Consider the following 16,333-nt stretch of genomic DNA (forward strand, 5'->3'; position numbering starts at 1 on the left):
GCATGCGCGTACCGCTGATCACGACGGACTTCCTGGACCGGGCGTCGTTCGCGTTCGGGGACACGACCGCCACCGTCGACGAGCCCGACCAGCCGGCCAAGCCGGTCGAGACGACGACGTACGCCCAGATGGCGACGCGTGTGCGCGCGTGGCGGGCGGGGCTCGACGCGCTGGGCGTCGGCGAGGGCGAGCGCGTCGCCGTCGTCAGCCACAACTCGGCGCGGCTGCTGGAGCTGCTGCACGCGGTGCCCGGCAGCGGGCGGATCTGCGTGCCGGTGAACTTCCGCCTGCGCCCGGACGAGGTCAGGTACATCGTCGAGCACAGCGGTGCGTCGGTGCTGTTCGTCGACCCCGAGCTGGAGCTGGACGACGTGGTGGCGCGGCACCGGTTCACGTTCGGCGAGGAGTCGGAGTCGTTGCTGCGGTTCGACACCGAGCCACGGCCGTGGAGCGCGCCCTCGGAGGATGCGACCGCCACGATCAACTACACCTCGGGTACCACCGCACGGCCCAAGGGCGTGCAGCTGACGCACCGCAACATCTGGCTGAACGCCGTCACGTTCGCCATGCACACCCGTGCGTGGGAAGGCGACGTGTACATGCACGTGCTGCCGATGTTCCACTGCAACGGCTGGGGCATGCCGTTCGGCCTGGCCGGTCTGGGCGTGCCTCAGGTGGTGCTGCGCAAGGTCGACGGCGCCGAGATCCTGCGCCGGGTGCGCGACCACGGCGTGACGCTGATGTGCGGTGCCCCGGCGGTGTGGAACGCCGTGCTGGACGCCGCGGCCACGTGGGACGGTGAGATCCCCGGCCGTGACCGCGTGCGGATCGTCTGCGCCGGAGCGCCGCCGCCCTCCCGCACGATCCAGCGCGTGACCGAGGAGCTCGGCTGGGAGTTCCTGCAGATCTACGGCCTGACCGAGACCGCGCCGCTGCTCACCTTCAACCGCTCCCGGCCCGGCCCGGCAGGGGAGGAGAAGGCGAAGAAGCAGTCACGGGCCGGTGCCCCGGCGCTGGGCGCGCAGCTGCGGATCTCCGACACCGCGGTGAGGTGCTCGCGCGGTCCAATGTGGTCATGGAGGGCTACTGGGAGAACCCGGAGGCCACCGCCGCCGCGATCGAGGACGGCTGGTTCCACACCGGCGACGGCGGCCACTTCGACGACGAGGGCCACCTGACCATCTCCGACCGCAAGAAGGACGTGATCATCACCGGCGGTGAGAACGTGTCGTCGATCGAGGTCGAGGACTGCCTGTTCTCCCATCCCGCCGTCGCCGAGGTCGCCGTGATCGGGGTGCCCGACGAGAGGTGGGGTGAAACGATCAAGGCGTTGGTCGTGCGGTCGGCGGACGTCACCGAGGCCGAGCTGATCAAGCACTGCAAGGAGCGGCTGGCCGGTTACAAGGCGCCGACGTCCGTCGAGTTCCGCGACTCGATCCCGCGCACGGCCACCGGCAAGATCCAGAAGTTCAAGCTGCGCGAGCCCTTCTGGGCCGGCCGGGACCGCGGCGTGAACTGACGACACGCCGGTACTCGATCGTCCGAATTGGACCGTCCGCGTGTTCCACTGTGACACGTGTGGCTGACGGTGCGTTAGCTCCGGATGCGCCGTGTGGGTCTGATTGGTCTAATGCGGTGGGAGGTGATGTCCGGTGTTGACACGACTCTCCGCCGCGGCGGTGCTGCTGGCGGTCGTCCTCTCGGGGACGGCGGCCGCTGTGCCGCCGCCCCCGCCGAACCCGAGTGACGCGGAGATCTCGGCATCGCGGGCAGAGGCGGACGCGAAGGCGGCACGGGTCGGCGAGCTGACCGGCCGGCTGACCCAGGCGGAGGCCCGCCTGCAGGAGCTCCTCGACCATGTCTCGTACAAGCGCGAGCTCGCCAACAAGGCCCGCGTCGACTTCGAGACCGCCGTCGCCGAGGCCGAGGCCGCCCGCCGCGAAGCCGCGTCCGCGCGCACCCAGGCCGACGCCGCCTCGCGCGCGGTCGAGGAGAGCCGCAAGGCGCTCGACGAGTTCGTCGCCGCCTCCTACGCCCAGCGCAGCACCGTCGGCTCGATCTCCGCCTACTTCGGCGCCAAGTCGCCGGAGGACCTGCTCGCCCGCGCGCAGATGCTCGAAGCGGTGTCGTCGTCCTCGTTGAACGCGCTGGAGCAGGTCACCCGCGACCAGGGCGCCGCCGCGAACCTCGACTCCGCCGCCCGCGCGGCGCTGAAGAGGGCCGAGGAGAAGCAGACAGCAGCCGACGAGGCCAAGCGCGTCGCCGACGCCGCCCAGCAGGAAGCGGTTGCCGCACACCAGGCCCAGGCCTCCGCCACGGCCGAGCTGGAGTCCACGAAGGACTCCGTCGAACGCGAGCTGGTCGCCGCGCGCGGCGAGGTCACCGGCCTGGAAGCGCAACGCCGCCAGTACGACCAGTGGCTCGACGGCAAGAAGCGCGAGGAGGAGGAGAACGCCCGCCGCGCCGAAGCCGCCGCCGCGGCCGCTGCCGCGGCACCACCCGCCCCCGCCGCACCCGCCCGTCCGGCCGCTGCCGCCGCGCCCGCCGGGTCACGCGTGCAGATCGTCATCAACCGCGCGCTGGCCCAACGCGGCGTCATCTACGCGTGGGGCGGCGGCAACCACTACGGCCCGACCTACGGCGTGCGCGACGGCGGCGTGGCCGACTCGTACGGCGACTACCGCAAGATCGGCTTCGACTGCTCCGGCCTGATGATGTACGCGTTCGCCGGCGCCGGGGTGTTCCTGCCGCACTACAGCGGCTACCAGTACAACGCCGGCCGCAAGGTGCCGCTGTCGCAGATGGCGCCGGGGGACATGATCTTCTGGGGTCCCGGCGGTGGCACGCACGTGGCGTTGTACCTGGGCGGCGGGATGATGGTGGAGGCGCCGCATTCCGGTGCGGTGGTGCGGATCTCGCCCGTGCGGTACGGCGGCATCATGCCGTACGTGACCCGCGTGCTCTGATCCGCCGCCGGGTCAGCGCGCGGTGACCTGCTCGCGCAGGAACCCCGGCTCGACCAGGTCGAGCGTGTGGTGCTCGTCCACGGTCACGACCTCGACGTGCGGTGCCACCCGTGCGAGACGGGCCTCGGTCGCGGCGACGTCCTCCACGGCGCTGCGCCGGGCCAGGACCACACGGGTGGGCACGGAGATCGACGCCACCTCCTCGTCGGTGAGACCGAGTCCGATGTGGATCCTCATCTGGAAGCCGAGGCCCGCCAGCACCATCCTGCGCAGCAGCGGGTCAACGAAGACGCTGTACTTCGAGCCCGGCCGCACGCGGCGGCGGACGGGCTCGGGCAGGAGCATCAGCAGCAGGCCGCTGAAGAGGTAGAGGCGGCCCTTGTTCGGCGCGTCGAAGAACACGCCCGGGTCGAACGCGGTCACCCGCTTCACCCGCTCGGGGGAGTGGACGGCCTGGTTGAGGGCGAGCCAGCCGCCGCGGGACAGGCCCACGAGGTGGTAGCTGTCGTGGCCGAGGCCGGTCAGGGTCTCGGCGAGCCAGGCGGCGGTCTCGTGCGCGTCGGTGATCGGTTTGCTCTGCACCGAGCGGCCGGCCTCGCCGAGCGTGTCGACCGCGTAGAGCAGGTGGTCGCGGCCCAGGTCGGCGATGTACCGCTGCCACATCAGTGAGGTGGCGGCCAGGCCGTGCAGCAGGACGACCGGCTCGCCGTTCTCGTTGCCGCTGCGCCGTGCGTAGACCGAGCCGAACGACGTCTCGACCGTCACGTCGTCGTGGGGCAGCGGCCAGTCGAGCATCTCGTCGTAGACCTCGTGGTAGCGCTGTCTCGCCTTCTCGCTGGCGAACGCACTCAGCTTCATCGGTTCCCCCTGGAGTTTTGTTGTGCACTTGCACTATAACCCAGCGTGAGTGCCGTTGTCATCCGATGTGGCAGAGTTGGCCCGTGCCGAAGCGTGTGGATCATGAGGAACGCCGCCGGGAGATCACCGAGGCGGTGTGGCGGATCGCCATGGCCGAGGGGCTCGCCGCCGTGACGTTGCGCCGGGTCGCCGCCGAGGCCGGCATCTCGATGAACCTGGTGCAGTACTACTTCACCAGCAAGGACCAGATGATCCACTACGGGCTGGAGCGCGTGATCGCGGTCGCGGTGGCGCGGATGTCGGCCGAGCTGGAGGCGGCGAAGGGCGATCCGCGGGCGGTCGTGCGGGCCGCGGTTGTCGGCATGCTGCCGGTGGACGAGGACAGCCGGCGCACGTCCGCCGTTTACTACGCGTATCTGCTGCGGGCCGTCACGGACCCGGAGATCCGGGCCGTCGTGAGTGGTATCCCGAGGCAGCTCGCGGCGCAGCTGGTGCACCTCGTGCCCGGCGACGACGCGCTCGTGGAGCTGGAGAGCCTGGTGGCGCTCGCGTCCGGGCTCGCGGTGGGCGTGCTGACCGGGTCGTACCGGCCGGAGGAGACGGTGGCGTTGGTCGACCACCGGCTGGAGCGGTTGTTCGGTTAGAGCGCGCGCTCCCAGTGCCGGCCGACGACGTCGTGGCCGAAGCTGCGCCGGGGTGTGCTGTCGGCCAGTGCGAAGCCGTGCGCCTCGTAGATCTTCCTGGCGGAGACCAGGCTGTCGACCGTCCACAGTGTCATGCGCCGGTAGCCGGCGGTTTCGCGAAGTCCAGGCACGTCTCGACCAGCCGGTTGCCGACGCCCTCGCCGCGCGCCTTCGGGTGCACGAGCAGCACGCGCAGCTTGGCCGTGGTGTCGTCCGCCCGGACGCAGAACACGCAGCCGACCCGCTCGCCGTGGGCCTGCACGACCCAGCCGAGGTCGCCGGGCCGGGCGGGCGAGGAGCTTCCCGCCCGGTGTGGACGCGTGCGAAGCCGTGGCGGCTAGGTTGGTGGTGTGAAGGTCGTGGTGTTCGGCGGTTCCGGAATGGTCGGTCAGGGCGTGCTGCGGGAGTGCCTGCTCGACCCCGCGGTGCGTGAGGTGGTCACGGTCGGGCGCTCGCCGTTGACCGTGACGTCGCCGAAGCAGCGGCACGTCGTGCACGCGGACTTCGCCGACCTGACGCCGATCGCCGGCGACCTGGCCGACGCCGACGCGTGCTTCTACTGCATGGGCGTCACGTCGGCGGGTCTGAGCGAGGCCGAGTACACGCCCGTGACGCACGACTACGCGCTGGAGGCGGCCCGTGTAGTCGGCGGCACGTATGTGTACGTGTCGGGTGAGGGCGCGAACGCCGACAGCAAGACGATGTGGGCACGGGTGAAGGGCCGCACCGAGAACGAGCTGCTGGCGCTGGACCGGCCCGCGTTCGTGGTGCGGCCGGGGTTCATCCAGCCACGCCACGGCGCGACCTCGCGAACCCGCATCTACCGCTACGTCTACACGTGGTCGTCGTGGTTGTTCCCGCTGCTGCGGCGGATCGCGCCGAGGTACGTGACGTCGACCGAACACCTCGGGCGGGCCGTGGTGGCGCTGGCGAAGGGCGTCCGGCCGGCCACGCGGGTGCTGCGCAGCGACGAGATCAACCGGCTGGCGGCATGACGCTCGACGGGTACGTCCGGGAGTTCGAGGCGGGCGGGTACGAGGTCACGCACGTGGTGGAGTCGGTGTGCGGCGGGTGTGGTGGCCGGGCGTTCGGCGTGCAGCTGACCGACGAGTGCGCGGTGCGGAGGACGTGCCTCGGGTGCGGGGCGGCGGCGTTCATGGCCGACTCGGCGGAGTACTGGGAGGACGACGACGCGGAGGAGTGCGCGTGTCCGTGCGGCGGCGAGGAGTTCGCCGCCGCGCTCGGGGTGTCGTGCCGTCCCGACGGCGAGGTGCGGTGGGTGAGCGTCGGGCTGCGCTGCCTCGCGTGCGGTCAGTGCGGCGTGTACGAGGACTGGAAGATCGACTACAGCCCGAGCTCCCACCTGCTCACCCTTGCGTGAACGCGTCCTGCGTCTTCACCGTGCCCGCCGTGCGGCCCGGCGCGGTGTGGTTCGCCCAGTAGAGGTTCGTGTGGGCGATGACGAGGTCCGGCGTCGGGGCACCCCACTCGGAGAGGTCCTCGGTGGTGTGCGCGTCGCTCACGAGCGTGGCGTCGTAGCCGCGGACCAGGGCGCCGTGCAGGGTGGAGCGGATGCACTCGTCGGTCTGCGCGCCGGAGACGTAGACGTGGCCGACGCCCTTGGCGGCGAGGACCTCTTCGAGGTCGGTGTCCTCGAACGAGTCGGCGTAGGTCTTGTGCACCACCGGTTCGCCGTCGGCGACCTTCAGCTCGGGGACGAACTGCCAGCCGTCGGAGTCCTTCGGCATGTGCTGGGGGTTGCTGTGCTGCACCCACACGACGTCGACGCCGGCGGCGCGGGCCTTGTCGACGAGGGTGGCGACGTTGGCCACCACGGCGTCGCGGTCGTGGGCGTGGCCGACGACGCCGTTCTGGACGTCGATCACGAGCAACGCGGTGCTGGGGCGGTTCGCAAGAGTCGTCACCGCGGCAGCCTATGCCCTGGTGGGGAGGGTGTGTCGACCGTCGGCGGGCCGCACGCGTGCGGCTCAGCGGGAACGCAGGCGGCGCAACATCCGCGCGTCCTCGAAGCCGACCGAGCGTGCGGCGGTCTCCACGGTGGCGCCCTTGCCGATGAGGTGTTCGGCGCGTTCGACGCGCAAGGCTTGCTGGTAGCGCAACGGAGTCATGCCGGTCGCACGGCCGAACAGGCGCGTGACCGTCCGTTCGCTGCACCCCGCCAGCGCCGCGAGCTCCGCCAGCGAGAGCCGGTCGGTCAGGCGTGACTCGATGACGTCCTGGACGCGGTGCACGGTCTCGTTGATGTGGGAACGGTGCCGCAGCAGCACACTGGCCTGGTTGTCGTCGCCGTTCCTGCGCGCGTAGACCACCATCGTGCGTGCGACGGCGGCGGCCACCGTCGGGCCGTTGCGCACGGCGACGAGGTGCAACGCGAGGTCGATGCCGCTCGCGATACCTGCGGACGTCACGACGCGACCGTCCTCGACGAACAGAACATCGCGCACAACCCGTGCGGCGGGGTAGCGGCGTTCGAGCTCGTCTTGCAAGTCGTGGTGTGTGGTGCAACGGCGGCCGTCGAGCAGACCGGCGCGCCCCAGCGCATCGGCTCCGGCGCACACACTCGCGACCATGCCGCCCTCGTCGTGGTGCGCGCGCACCCACGTCAGAGCGCGCGCACTCAACGCCCCCGTGCCCGCCAAGGTCGAAGACCGCCAGCCCGGCACGAGCAGGAGGTCGTCCGGGGTCAGCGAGGGCAGGTCGGTCGACGCGCCGAGCGGCACGCCCTGATGACTGGCCACCGACTCCGAGTCGCCGACGTACGACAGCGCGTAGTCACCGCCGGAGTCGGCAGCGCTGGAGAACACCTGCGCCGGCCCCGCGAGGTCGAGCAGGTGCACTCCAGGAACGAGCAGGAAAACGACTTTGGTCACGATCCGGTCAGCGTAGCGACATCCGAGATCCGCGCGAACCGGCCCGCCAGGACGTACTCCGTGCGCTCGATGATCTCCTCGACCCCGAGCACCACGCCGGTCCGCCAGTGCGGCAGTGGCGTGGTCGCCGTCGCGTCGGTCACGAACGTCATGTCGAACCCGAGGTCGGAGCCGACCCGCGTGGTCGTCTCGCAGCACTGCTCGGTGCGGATGCCGCTGACCAGCAGCTCCCGCACGCCGTGCCGGGTGAGCGTCTGCTGCAGGTTCGTGGTGGTGAACGCGTTGTGCGCCGTCTTGGTCAGCACCGGCTCGTCGTCCAGCGGCTTGAGGCCGTCGATCAGCCGCACGTGCCCGGACGCCGGGTCGAACACGGTGCCGCTGCCGGGCTCCGAGTGCAGCACCCACACCACCAGGTCGCCGGCGTCGCGCGTGAGGTCCACCAGCTGGTTCACCTTGCCCACGACGTCGGGGTTGGACACCCCGGCCCAGTCGGGGCGCTGCCGGAACGACTCCTGCACGTCGATGACGATCAATGCTCGCTTCATGTGCCCAGCCTCGCCGACCTGACGCGCCGGAAACAGGCACGACCCGGCCGTGGTGCGGACCGATCCGGTCACCATGCGAAGATCACGATCATGCGCGTTTTCGCCGGAGACCCGGCAGACCCCGAGTTAGGCGCCGAAGTCACGCTCGTCGACCACGTCGAGGGTGACGCGCTGATGGCGCCGTTCGTGCGGCTGATCGGTGCGCCGGGTGAGCGCAGGATCGTCGTCGGCGCGGCGCACGTGCAGCCGGACAGGATCGCGCTCGTCGTGCAGGGCGCCTGGTACGAGACCGGTGGCTGGCACCAGGAGACGTGGCGGCCCGAGGACCTCGCGCCCGCCCTCTGCCACCCCGCCCACCCGGTCACCGACGGCGCGACCACGATCGCCAAGGCCGTCGCCGAGGGCTCCCGCAACACCGTCGCCGAGCTGCGCGACCTGCGCTACGAGGTGGAACGCCAGGTCGCCGACCTGCTGGCCCAGCGCCGCAGCGCCGCGTTGCGCTCGGTGCTGGCGCAGCTGGTCGAGCTGTCGATGGCGTTCAGCAGGGCCCGTGACCACGCCCGTGAGGCGGTGCGCGAACACCGGGGCAGTGCCGCTGCGCTGCGGCACTGCCAGGCGGTGGACGCGGAGCTGGGCGAGGAGGTCACGCGGCTGCAGTCGTTGCTGGGCAGCGTGTCCACGTTCGCCGTGGCGCAGGAGGGGGAGGTGCAGCAGCGGTTCAACACCCTCGCCGCCGGGGCCGCCGCCGGACTGGGCCTGCCCGCGCTGGTCCTGTCGCTCTACGGCGCGGACGACTACCTGCCGTTCACGTGGGACAGGGCCTGGCGGGCGCTGGCCCCGATCGCGGTGGCGCTGGCGCTGGCGGGTGTCGTGATCGTGCGCCGCATGCCGGGCAGGGCGACCGCCGGGCAGTACCTGGCGGCGTTCGGCCTGATCGCCGGCCTGCTCGCGATGCTGCTCGTGGCGGGCCTGCTGGCGCCGGGCTAGAGCCGGCGGCGACCGGCGAACCCGAGGTCGGCGCGGTGGTACCAGTCCAGCGCCCGGTCGCCCTCCAGCCAGCACAGCAGCACCGGCACGCCGTCGAGCTCGGACGGGAAGTCGACGAGCAGCGGCGCGAAGCCCTTCAGCTCGGCGCCGGTCTGCTGCACCGACTCCAGCAGCTCGTCCAGCCGCGCCTGGGCGCCCTTGAACTCCGGCAGCCCGCCCAGCGCTGACTGTCCGGCGGCGAGCTCGGCCGCGTCGGCGCGCAGGCGGACGATCTCGTCGAGCACCGGCAGCAGCCGCGCGAGCTCGGCGCGGGCCTCGTCGAGCGTGAACAGTTCCACGGGGACCAAGGCTGGCACAGCGCCCGTGGCGGTGCGGCGGCCGGGTGCACCGGCTCGGCTTCTCGCGGCCGTCGCGCACGTGCGTCTGGTTGACTGGGGGCATGGAACGGGGGCGCACGACCTACGCGGCGATCGTCCTCACCGGAGGCAAGGGTGAACGGCTCGGCGGCGTCGACAAGGCCGCGCTGTCCTACCGGGACGCCACGCTACTCGACCACGTGCTGTCCGTTGTGGACGATGCGGTGCAGGTCGTCGTTGTGGGGCCCGAGAAAGACCGGCCCGGCGTCGTCTGGGCCAGGGAGGACCCGCCCGGCGGCGGACCGCTGGCCGGGCTCGCCGCGGGACTCGCGCACGTCACCCAGGAGTGGGTCGCCGTCCTCGCCGTCGACCAGCCGGGGCTCACCAGGGACACGATCGCGCGGCTGCGGGACGCGCGCGCCAACGCCGTGCTCGCCGACGACCGCCCGCAGTGGCTGATCGGCTTCTGGAACGTCGCCGACCTGCGCAAAGCCCTGCCGGACGACCCGCGCGACCAGCCGCTGCGCCGCACGCTGCTCCAGCTCGCCCCGGTCGAGGTGTCCGCTTTGCCCGGTGAGGCGCGGGACGTCGACACCCCGGCCGACCTGGGGACCCTTCACACCCCCTGAACAGCCGGTGAGCAAGACTGTTCCACGATCGGAAAACCCTGTTTCGCATGGAGGCCCGCACCGTGACCGAGCCCGCCGCCGAGGCAACGCCGAACGCATCGGCGCCCGTCACCCCGGCTCGTGACGCCCAGCTGCTCGAACGCACCGTGTTCGAGGTGAAGCGGGTCATCGTCGGCCAGGACCGGCTCGTCGAGCGGATGCTCGTGGGTCTGCTGGCCAAGGGCCACCTGCTGCTCGAAGGTGTGCCGGGTGTCGCGAAGACGCTCGCCGTCGAGACCTTCGCCCGCGTGGTCGGCGGCTCGTTCAGCCGCGTGCAGTTCACGCCCGACCTGGTGCCCGCCGACATCCTCGGCACCCGCATCTACCGCCAGTCCAGCGAGGCGTTCGACGTCGAGCTCGGCCCCGTGGTCGCCAACTTCGTGCTGGCCGACGAGATCAACCGCGCGCCCGCCAAGGTGCAGTCGGCGATGCTGGAGGTCATGGCCGAGCGGCACGTGTCCATCGGCGGCAGGACGTTCCCGATGCCGAACCCGTTCCTGGTGCTGGCGACGCAGAACCCGATCGAGAACGAGGGCGTGTACCCGCTGCCGGAGGCGCAGCGCGACCGGTTCCTGTTCAAGATCCAGGTCGAGTACCCGACGGCCGAGGAAGAGCGCGAGATCGTCTACCGCATGGGCGTCGAGGCGCCCATGCCGAACCAGGTCCTCTCGCCGGAGGAGCTCGTCCGGCTGCAGGGCGTGGCCTCGCGCGTGTTCGTCCACCACGCGCTGGTCGACTACGTGGTGCGGCTGGTGATCGCGACCCGTGCGCCCGCCGAGCACGGCCTGACCGACGTCGCGGGCTGGGTCGCCTACGGTGCCTCGCCGCGTGCGTCGCTGGGCATCATCGCCGCCGCGCGTGGCCTGGCGCTCGTGCGCGGCCGTGACTACGTGCTGCCGCAGGACGTCGTGGACGTGGTGCCGGACGTGCTGCGCCACCGCCTTGTGCTGTCCTACGACGCGCTGGCCGACGGCGTGCCGATCGACCACATCATCACCCGCGTGCTGCAGATCGTGCCGCTGCCGCAGGTGTCCGCGCGCCCGCAGCAGCCGGTTCCGGCTGGTAGGCCGTGAGCGCGGACAAGGCCACCGCGAACCAGGCCGAGCGCCCGTCATGGGCGCCACCCGTGCTGCACGGCGGCCGCATGGAGGCCGCGCTGCGCATGCTGGAGCTCGACGTGCGGCGCCGCCTGGACGGCCTGCTGCAGGGCAACCACCTCGGCCTGGTGCCGGGGCCGGGTAGCGAACCGGGCGAGGCGCGGACCTACCAGCCCGGCGACGACGTGCGGCGGATGGACTGGGCGGTCACCGCCCGCACCACCGTGCCGCACATCCGCGAGACGGTGGCCGACCGCGAGCTGGAGACGTGGCTGGCGATCGACCTGTCGCCCTCGCTCGACTTCGGCACGGCGGCCTGCGAGAAGCGCGACCTGGTGATCGCCGCGACCGCCGCCGTCGCGCACCTGACCCGCGGTGGCGGCAACCGGATCGGTGCCGCCGTGTCGACGGGTGCCGACAGCGTGCGCATCCCGGCGCGCGGCGGCCTGGCGCACGCCCGCGGCATGATCCGCAAGATCGCCGAGACGCCCCGCGCCGCCGAGGGCACGCGGGGTGACCTGGCGGCGTTGCTGGAGCAGCTGCGCCGCCCACCCCGCAGACGCGGGCTGATCGTGGTGATCTCGGACTTCCTGGGTGGCATGGAGTGGCAACGTCCGCTGCGCGCGTTGTCGGCACGGCACGAGCTGGTGGCCATCGAGGTCGTCGACCCGCGTGACGTCGACCTGCCCGAGGTCGGCACCGTGGTGCTGTCCGACCCGGAGACCGGCCGGCAGCGCGAGGTGACCGCGTCGGCGTTGCTGCGCAAGGAGTTCAACGCCGCGGCCGCCGAGCACCGGGCCGAGGTCGCCGCCGGGCTGCGCCGCGCGGGCGCCGGGCACCTGGTGCTGCGGACCGACTCGGACTGGATCGCGGACACGGTCCGTTTCGTGGTGGCGCGCAAACGCCGCTGGTCCGGGGGTGTCGCATGAGCTTCTCCAACTTCGTCGCCCCGTGGTGGTTCCTGCTGCTGGTCGCCGTCGGCGCGCTCGTGGCCGGCTACGTGGTCGCGCAGCGCATGCGCCGCAAGCGCGTGCTGCGGTTCACGAACCTGGAGCTGCTGGAGAAGGTCGCGCCCAAGCGGGACCGCTGGTCGCGCCACGTCCCGGCGGCGTTCCTGCTGGCCGCCTTGGCTTTGCTGACGGTGGCGCTGGCCGGGCCGACGTCCGAGCAGCGGGTGCCGCGCAACCGGGCGACCGTCATGCTCGTGGTCGACGTGTCGCTGTCGATGAAGGCCACCGACGTGAAGCCGTCGCGGCTGGAGGCCGCCCAGGTGGCCGCCAAGTCGTTCGCCGAGGGCCTCACGCCGGGCATCAACCTGGGCCTGATCTCGTTCGCCGGCTCCGCGACGGTGCTGGTGGCGCCGACGACGGACCGTGCGGCCGTCACGCAGTCGATCGACGGGCTCAAGCTCGCCCAGTCGACCGCGACCGGTGACGCGCTGGTGGCCGCGATGGCGTCGATCGACTCGTTCGGCAAGGTCGTCGGCGGCGCCGAGGGGCCCCCTCCGGCCCGCATCGTGCTGATGACGGACGGCAAGGAGACCGTCGGCACCCGCAAGGCGTTCGACGCGGCCGACGACGCGAAGAAGGCCGGGATCCCGATCTCCACGATCTCGTTCGGCACAGAGGACGGCGTGGTCGACATCGAGGGCCGCCAGCAGGCCGTGCCGGTCGACGACGAGTCGATGAAGGAGATCGCGAAGATCTCCGGCGGCGAGTTCTTCAAGGCGGCCTCCGCCGAGGAGCTGCGCCGGGTGTACGACACGCTCGGCGAGCAGATCGGCTACGAGAAGAAGCAGGCCGACGCGTCGAAGCCGTGGCTGGTGCTCGGCACGCTGACGGCGATGCTCGCGGCCGCGATGGCGCTGGTCCTGGGCCAGCGGCTGCCCTAGCGGCGGCCGTAGGTCAGCAGCACGACCCCGACCCCGAACGCCCTGGTGCCCTTGAGCGCCAGGGCGTTCGGCTTGCGGAAGAACGGCGTGCCGCTGCCGATCGCGACCGGGTTCACGTAGAGGCGGACCTCGTCGACCAGGTCGAGCTCGAAGAACGTCTGGAGCAGGTCCGCGCCACCGACCATGTTGTCGCCGGGCAGCGCCCTGACCTCGTCGGGGTCGACCTCGCGGCGGGTCTCGCTGTTCCACTCGGTGAACTCGCGCGTGCGGGAGTACACGATCTTGCGCACGTCCCGCCAGATGGGCGCGAAGTCGCGTTGCTTCTGCGGCCAGTCGGTGTTCTCGTCGCCGTGCGGCCACACCTGGAGCATCAGCTCGTGCGTGCGGCGGCCGTCGAGGAACGCGCTCATGGTTGCCAGCTCGGTGTTGATGTGGTCGTGCAGCTCGTCGTCCATGTGGTGCCAGCTGATGTCGTGGCCGGGTCCCTCGAAGAACCCGTCCAGCGAGACCGACGCCATCGTGATGATCATCCGTGCAGCCTCCGGTACTCCGCCGCCGCGCCTGGGTGCAGTGGCACTCTGCCCGTGTCGATGAGACTGCGCACGTCGAGGTACTGCGTGCCGAGCGCCTGTTGAGGCACCAGCTCCGCCGCCCTGGCCACGAGCAGCCGCACGACGGCGCCCGCGAGCTCGGCGCTGAGACCGGGCCGGCACACCAGCAGGTTCGGCGTGCCGATCGTCGGGACGTCCACGGGTGAGCCGTACACGCCCGTGCGCACGTCCGCGCGTTCGTAGACCTTGCCGTGCTCCTGGCGCAGCCTCGGCAGGAAGCCGTCGAGCGGCAGCAGCCTGATGCCGCTCGCCCGGTCGAGCTCCGGCGTCGGCACGCCGCCGGACCACAGCAGCGCCGCGATCTCACCGGCTTTCAGGGCGTCGACGGCGTTGCGCAGCGGGTAGTGCTCCTCCCGCACGCCCAGCGCGAGCCGTTCACCCTGCAGTGCCGCGCCGGACCCCGTGGCACCCAGCGACACCGGCTTGCCGACGAGGTCGGCCGCCGTGCGGTACGGCGAGTCCTTGAGCACGACGAGCTGCAGGTAGTTCTCGTAGACGCGGCCGATCGCGACCAGGCCCGGTTCCAGGTGGGCGCTGTCGCTCAGGGTCAGCGCCAGGTCGGCGGTGCCGTCGCGCAGGTGCCGCAGGTTGTCGGCGCTGCCGCCGGTCTCGACCGGGGTGATGGTCAGCGGGCTGGGGGCCAAGCGGGAGAGCAGGACGGCGAAGTCGTTGTAGAAGCCGCCGGGCTCACCGCCGGCGATCCGGATCGTGCCGCTGGGCTCGCTCGCCCCGCACGCGGTCAGCAGCAGGGTGCCCAGCAGGAAGGCGCGGCGTCTCACAGCAGCGGCTCCTTCGGCAGTTCCACGGTCGCGACCAGGCCGCCGTCAGTGTGCAGCCTCAGTCTGCCGCCGTGCGCGGTCACGATGCGTTCGGCGATGGCCAGCCCGAGCCCGGTGCCGCGCTGCGGGCCTTCGCCACGCCAGAACCGTTCGGTGGCGTGCTCGATGTCCTCCTCGGACAGACCCGGCCCGTTGTCCCGCACGGTCAGCGTCGACCGGTCGCACACCACCGCGACCTCGGAGCCGCCGTACTTGATGGCGTTGTCCAGCAGCACGTCTAGCACCTGGGCCAGGTCCGAGACGGCACACCGCACGAGTCCCGGCGCCCGGTCGTCGACGGTGATCGTCACCCCCGCCGACCCGGCCGCCGCCCGCCACGCGTCCACCCGGTCGTGCGCCACGACCCGCAGGTCCGCGAGCTCGGGTTCGACGCCGCCCGCCGCGCGTTCGGTCGCGGTGCTCTCCGCCGACGCGAGCGCGAGCAGCCCGTCGAGCAGCGACTCCAGCCGTTCGACCTCGGTGAGCAGGGAACCGTTGCGCGGCAACATGTCCACCCGCAGTCGGAGCGCGGCCATCGGGTTGCGCAGCTGGTGCGAGGCGTCGGCGATCAACCGGCGCTGCTGGTCTGCGGCCTCGGCCACGGCGTCGGACATGCGGTTGAACGACTCCGCCAACGCCCGCAGCTCGGCCGGTCCCGCGGTGTCGGCCACGTGCGTGCGCCGCTGACCCTCTGCGACCGCCCGCACACCCCGGTCGAGCTCCTTCAACGGCCGCAACAGCCACCGCGCGACCACCAGCACCAGCAGCACGCACGCGCAGGCCGCCAGCAGCGCCCCGGCCAGCACCAACGCCCACCGCCGCGCGACGTCGGCCGCCGCGACCCCGGTGGACGCCCGCATCACCACCGCGCCCGCCACCTTCGTGCCGGTGCCGACCGGCCGGGCGAACAGCACGTCGCCGCCGTTCCACGGCAGCACGGTCGGCACCGGCGCGGCCGGCTGGTTGCGCAGGGCGGCGTCGATCTGCGCGGACACGTCGGCGACCGTCATGCCGGACTCGACGAGCGGCTGGCCCGCGGCGTCCACGACCACCACCTCCTCGCCGTAGACCTCGGTGTAGCGCAACGCCTCCGCGACCACCAGGTCACCCGGCAGGGTCGCGAACCGGTCGAGGTCGGCGGTCCGGCTGATCACGAACTGCTGCGTGCGTTCGGAGGCCGTGCTCAGCAGCAGGGGCGCGGCGAACGCGGTGACCGCCGTGAGCGAGAAGAGCAGCAGCACCACCAGCAGCCGTTGCCGCATCTACTCACCGAGCCGGTAGCCGAAACCGCGGATGGTGTGCAGCAGCCCCGGCCGGTCGAGCTTGGCGCGCAGCTGCGTGAGGTGCACGTCCAGCGTCCGCGACACCGCCACGAACGCGTTGCCCCACACCTCGTCCATCAGCTGCTGGCGGCTCACCGCCGTGCCCGGCCGCCGCGCCAGCACCGCCAGCACCTCGAACTCCTTGGTGGTCAGCGAGATCTCCCGCCCGCCGACCACGACCTGACGGCTCTGCAGGTCGATCTCCACATCGGACACCCGCACCAGGTCGCCCTGCTCCTGCGACCGCGCCGCACTGCGCCGCGCCACCGCGTCGATGCGGGCCAGCAGCTCGGCCAGCCGCACCGGCTTGACCAGGTAGTCGTCCGCCCCCAGCCGCAGCCCGCGCACCACCGTGCGCTCGTCACCGCGCGCGGTCAGCACCAGCACCGGCACCGGGTCGATCCTGCGGAGCTTGCGCAGCACCTCCAGCCCGTCCTGGTCGGGCAGCCCGAGGTCGAGCAGCACCACGTCCGCGTCCCGGTGCGCGATCAGCGCGTCGGCTCCCCGGCGCACGCGGACGGGCCGGTGGCCGTTCGCCCGCAGCGCCTCCACCAGGGCGTCGGCGACCCCGTCGTCGTCCTCGACCAGCAGCACCCGCATTCGAGCAGTATCGCCCCCGATGGTCGTTTCCTGCGCGTGG

Annotated in this window: 19 protein-coding genes and 2 pseudogenes; 10 read left to right on the forward strand and 11 right to left on the reverse strand. The window is 72.0% G+C overall.

Translation table 11 applies throughout. The annotated features are described in order from the left end of the window. Positions 1-2 precede the first annotated feature (2 nt). Both ADL03_RS11865 and ADL03_RS11870 read left to right on the forward strand, forming a co-directional pair. Positions 3-1,519, forward strand: a pseudogene (locus tag ADL03_RS11865) (class I adenylate-forming enzyme family protein). A gap of 133 nt (positions 1,520-1,652) precedes the next feature. After that, positions 1,653-2,966 carry an NlpC/P60 family protein gene (locus ADL03_RS11870; RefSeq protein ID WP_197288266.1) on the forward strand — a complete coding sequence of 438 codons (1,314 nt, stop codon included), beginning with the start codon at positions 1,653-1,655 and terminating at the stop codon, positions 2,964-2,966. 12 nt (positions 2,967-2,978) lie between these two features. Here ADL03_RS11870 and ADL03_RS11875 read toward each other — a convergent pair whose 3' ends face one another. Beyond that, positions 2,979-3,824, reverse strand: a complete 846-nt coding sequence (locus ADL03_RS11875; protein WP_053733421.1) for an alpha/beta fold hydrolase — start codon at positions 3,822-3,824, stop codon at positions 2,979-2,981. Between the two features lie 83 nt (positions 3,825-3,907). Between ADL03_RS11875 and ADL03_RS11880 the strand changes: the two genes are divergently transcribed. Further along, positions 3,908-4,468: a TetR/AcrR family transcriptional regulator gene (locus ADL03_RS11880; RefSeq protein ID WP_053733422.1), complete on the forward strand. Its 561-nt coding sequence runs from the start codon at positions 3,908-3,910 to the stop codon at positions 4,466-4,468. On the opposite strand, the gene ADL03_RS49550 is transcribed toward ADL03_RS11880, so the two are convergent. Continuing rightward, a complete protein-coding gene (locus tag ADL03_RS49550) occupies positions 4,465-4,602 on the reverse strand; it encodes a hypothetical protein (RefSeq protein WP_231641781.1) in 138 nt (45 codons plus the stop codon). The genes ADL03_RS11880 and ADL03_RS49550 overlap by 4 nt on opposite strands. Beyond that, positions 4,599-4,778: pseudogene (locus ADL03_RS49555) on the reverse strand (GNAT family N-acetyltransferase); the annotation flags it as partial. The gene ADL03_RS49550 and the pseudogene ADL03_RS49555, both read right to left, overlap by 4 nt. Positions 4,779-4,857: 79 nt before the next feature. Here ADL03_RS49555 and ADL03_RS11885 point away from each other — a divergent pair. Continuing rightward, the gene (locus tag ADL03_RS11885) at positions 4,858-5,502 is read left to right on the forward strand and encodes a hypothetical protein (RefSeq protein WP_053733423.1); all 645 of its coding nucleotides are present in this window, start codon (positions 4,858-4,860) and stop codon (positions 5,500-5,502) included. Further along, entirely contained in the window at positions 5,499-5,888 is a 390-nt protein-coding gene (locus tag ADL03_RS11890) for a hypothetical protein (RefSeq protein WP_053733424.1), read from the forward strand. The genes ADL03_RS11885 and ADL03_RS11890 overlap by 4 nt, the downstream gene beginning before the upstream one ends. On the opposite strand, the gene ADL03_RS11895 is transcribed toward ADL03_RS11890, so the two are convergent. The 3 genes from ADL03_RS11895 to ADL03_RS11905 form a co-directional block, all read right to left on the reverse strand. Then, positions 5,875-6,432 carry a cysteine hydrolase family protein gene (locus tag ADL03_RS11895; RefSeq protein ID WP_053733425.1) on the reverse strand — a complete coding sequence of 186 codons (558 nt, stop codon included), beginning with the start codon at positions 6,430-6,432 and terminating at the stop codon, positions 5,875-5,877. The genes ADL03_RS11890 and ADL03_RS11895 overlap by 14 nt on opposite strands. 63 nt (positions 6,433-6,495) lie before the next feature. Then, a complete protein-coding gene (locus tag ADL03_RS11900) occupies positions 6,496-7,398 on the reverse strand; it encodes a GlxA family transcriptional regulator (RefSeq protein WP_053733426.1) in 903 nt (300 codons plus the stop codon). After that, complete coding sequence (locus ADL03_RS11905; RefSeq protein ID WP_053733427.1) at positions 7,395-7,943, reverse strand: cysteine hydrolase family protein; 549 nt, start codon at positions 7,941-7,943, stop codon at positions 7,395-7,397. Before ADL03_RS11905 ends, ADL03_RS11900 begins: the two co-directional genes overlap by 4 nt. 90 nt (positions 7,944-8,033) lie before the next feature. Between ADL03_RS11905 and ADL03_RS11910 the strand changes: the two genes are divergently transcribed. After that, entirely contained in the window at positions 8,034-8,930 is an 897-nt protein-coding gene (locus tag ADL03_RS11910) for a hypothetical protein (RefSeq protein ID WP_197288267.1), read from the forward strand. On the opposite strand, the gene ADL03_RS11915 is transcribed toward ADL03_RS11910, so the two are convergent. Further along, positions 8,927-9,268 (reverse strand): DUF2203 domain-containing protein, encoded by a 342-nt coding sequence (locus ADL03_RS11915; protein ID WP_053733428.1) that lies wholly within the window; start codon positions 9,266-9,268, stop codon positions 8,927-8,929. The genes ADL03_RS11910 and ADL03_RS11915 overlap by 4 nt on opposite strands. A 101-nt stretch (positions 9,269-9,369) precedes the next feature. Between ADL03_RS11915 and ADL03_RS11920 the strand changes: the two genes are divergently transcribed. From ADL03_RS11920 to ADL03_RS11935, 4 genes are read left to right on the forward strand one after another with little or no spacing between them, the layout of a single operon-like run. Further along, positions 9,370-9,915 (forward strand): molybdenum cofactor guanylyltransferase, encoded by a 546-nt coding sequence (locus tag ADL03_RS11920; protein ID WP_053733429.1) that lies wholly within the window; start codon positions 9,370-9,372, stop codon positions 9,913-9,915. Positions 9,916-9,962: 47 nt separating this feature from the next. Next, positions 9,963-11,027 (forward strand): MoxR family ATPase, encoded by a 1,065-nt coding sequence (locus tag ADL03_RS11925; protein WP_053733430.1) that lies wholly within the window; start codon positions 9,963-9,965, stop codon positions 11,025-11,027. Then, positions 11,024-11,980, forward strand: coding sequence for a DUF58 domain-containing protein (locus ADL03_RS11930; protein ID WP_053733431.1), 957 nt, complete (start codon positions 11,024-11,026; stop codon positions 11,978-11,980). The genes ADL03_RS11925 and ADL03_RS11930 overlap by 4 nt, the downstream gene beginning before the upstream one ends. Next, positions 11,977-12,942 (forward strand): VWA domain-containing protein, encoded by a 966-nt coding sequence (locus ADL03_RS11935; protein WP_053733432.1) that lies wholly within the window; start codon positions 11,977-11,979, stop codon positions 12,940-12,942. The genes ADL03_RS11930 and ADL03_RS11935 overlap by 4 nt, the downstream gene beginning before the upstream one ends. On the opposite strand, the gene ADL03_RS11940 is transcribed toward ADL03_RS11935, so the two are convergent. From ADL03_RS11940 to ADL03_RS11955, 4 genes are read right to left on the reverse strand one after another with little or no spacing between them, the layout of a single operon-like run. Beyond that, positions 12,939-13,472: a dihydrofolate reductase family protein gene (locus ADL03_RS11940; RefSeq protein ID WP_053733433.1), complete on the reverse strand. Its 534-nt coding sequence runs from the start codon at positions 13,470-13,472 to the stop codon at positions 12,939-12,941. The genes ADL03_RS11935 and ADL03_RS11940 overlap by 4 nt on opposite strands. Next, on the reverse strand, positions 13,469-14,332 hold the full coding sequence (locus ADL03_RS11945) for a TAXI family TRAP transporter solute-binding subunit (protein ID WP_053733434.1): 864 nt from the start codon (positions 14,330-14,332) through the stop codon (positions 13,469-13,471). Before ADL03_RS11945 ends, ADL03_RS11940 begins: the two co-directional genes overlap by 4 nt. Further along, entirely contained in the window at positions 14,329-15,633 is a 1,305-nt protein-coding gene (locus tag ADL03_RS11950; RefSeq protein WP_053733435.1) for a HAMP domain-containing sensor histidine kinase, read from the reverse strand. Before ADL03_RS11950 ends, ADL03_RS11945 begins: the two co-directional genes overlap by 4 nt. After that, a complete protein-coding gene (locus ADL03_RS11955) occupies positions 15,634-16,293 on the reverse strand; it encodes a response regulator transcription factor (protein WP_053733436.1) in 660 nt (219 codons plus the stop codon). It lies immediately after the preceding gene. Positions 16,294-16,333 lie beyond the last annotated feature (40 nt).

Source organism: Nocardia sp. NRRL S-836, assembly GCF_001279525.1.
Taxonomy (GTDB): Bacteria; Actinomycetota; Actinomycetes; order Mycobacteriales; family Pseudonocardiaceae; genus Lentzea.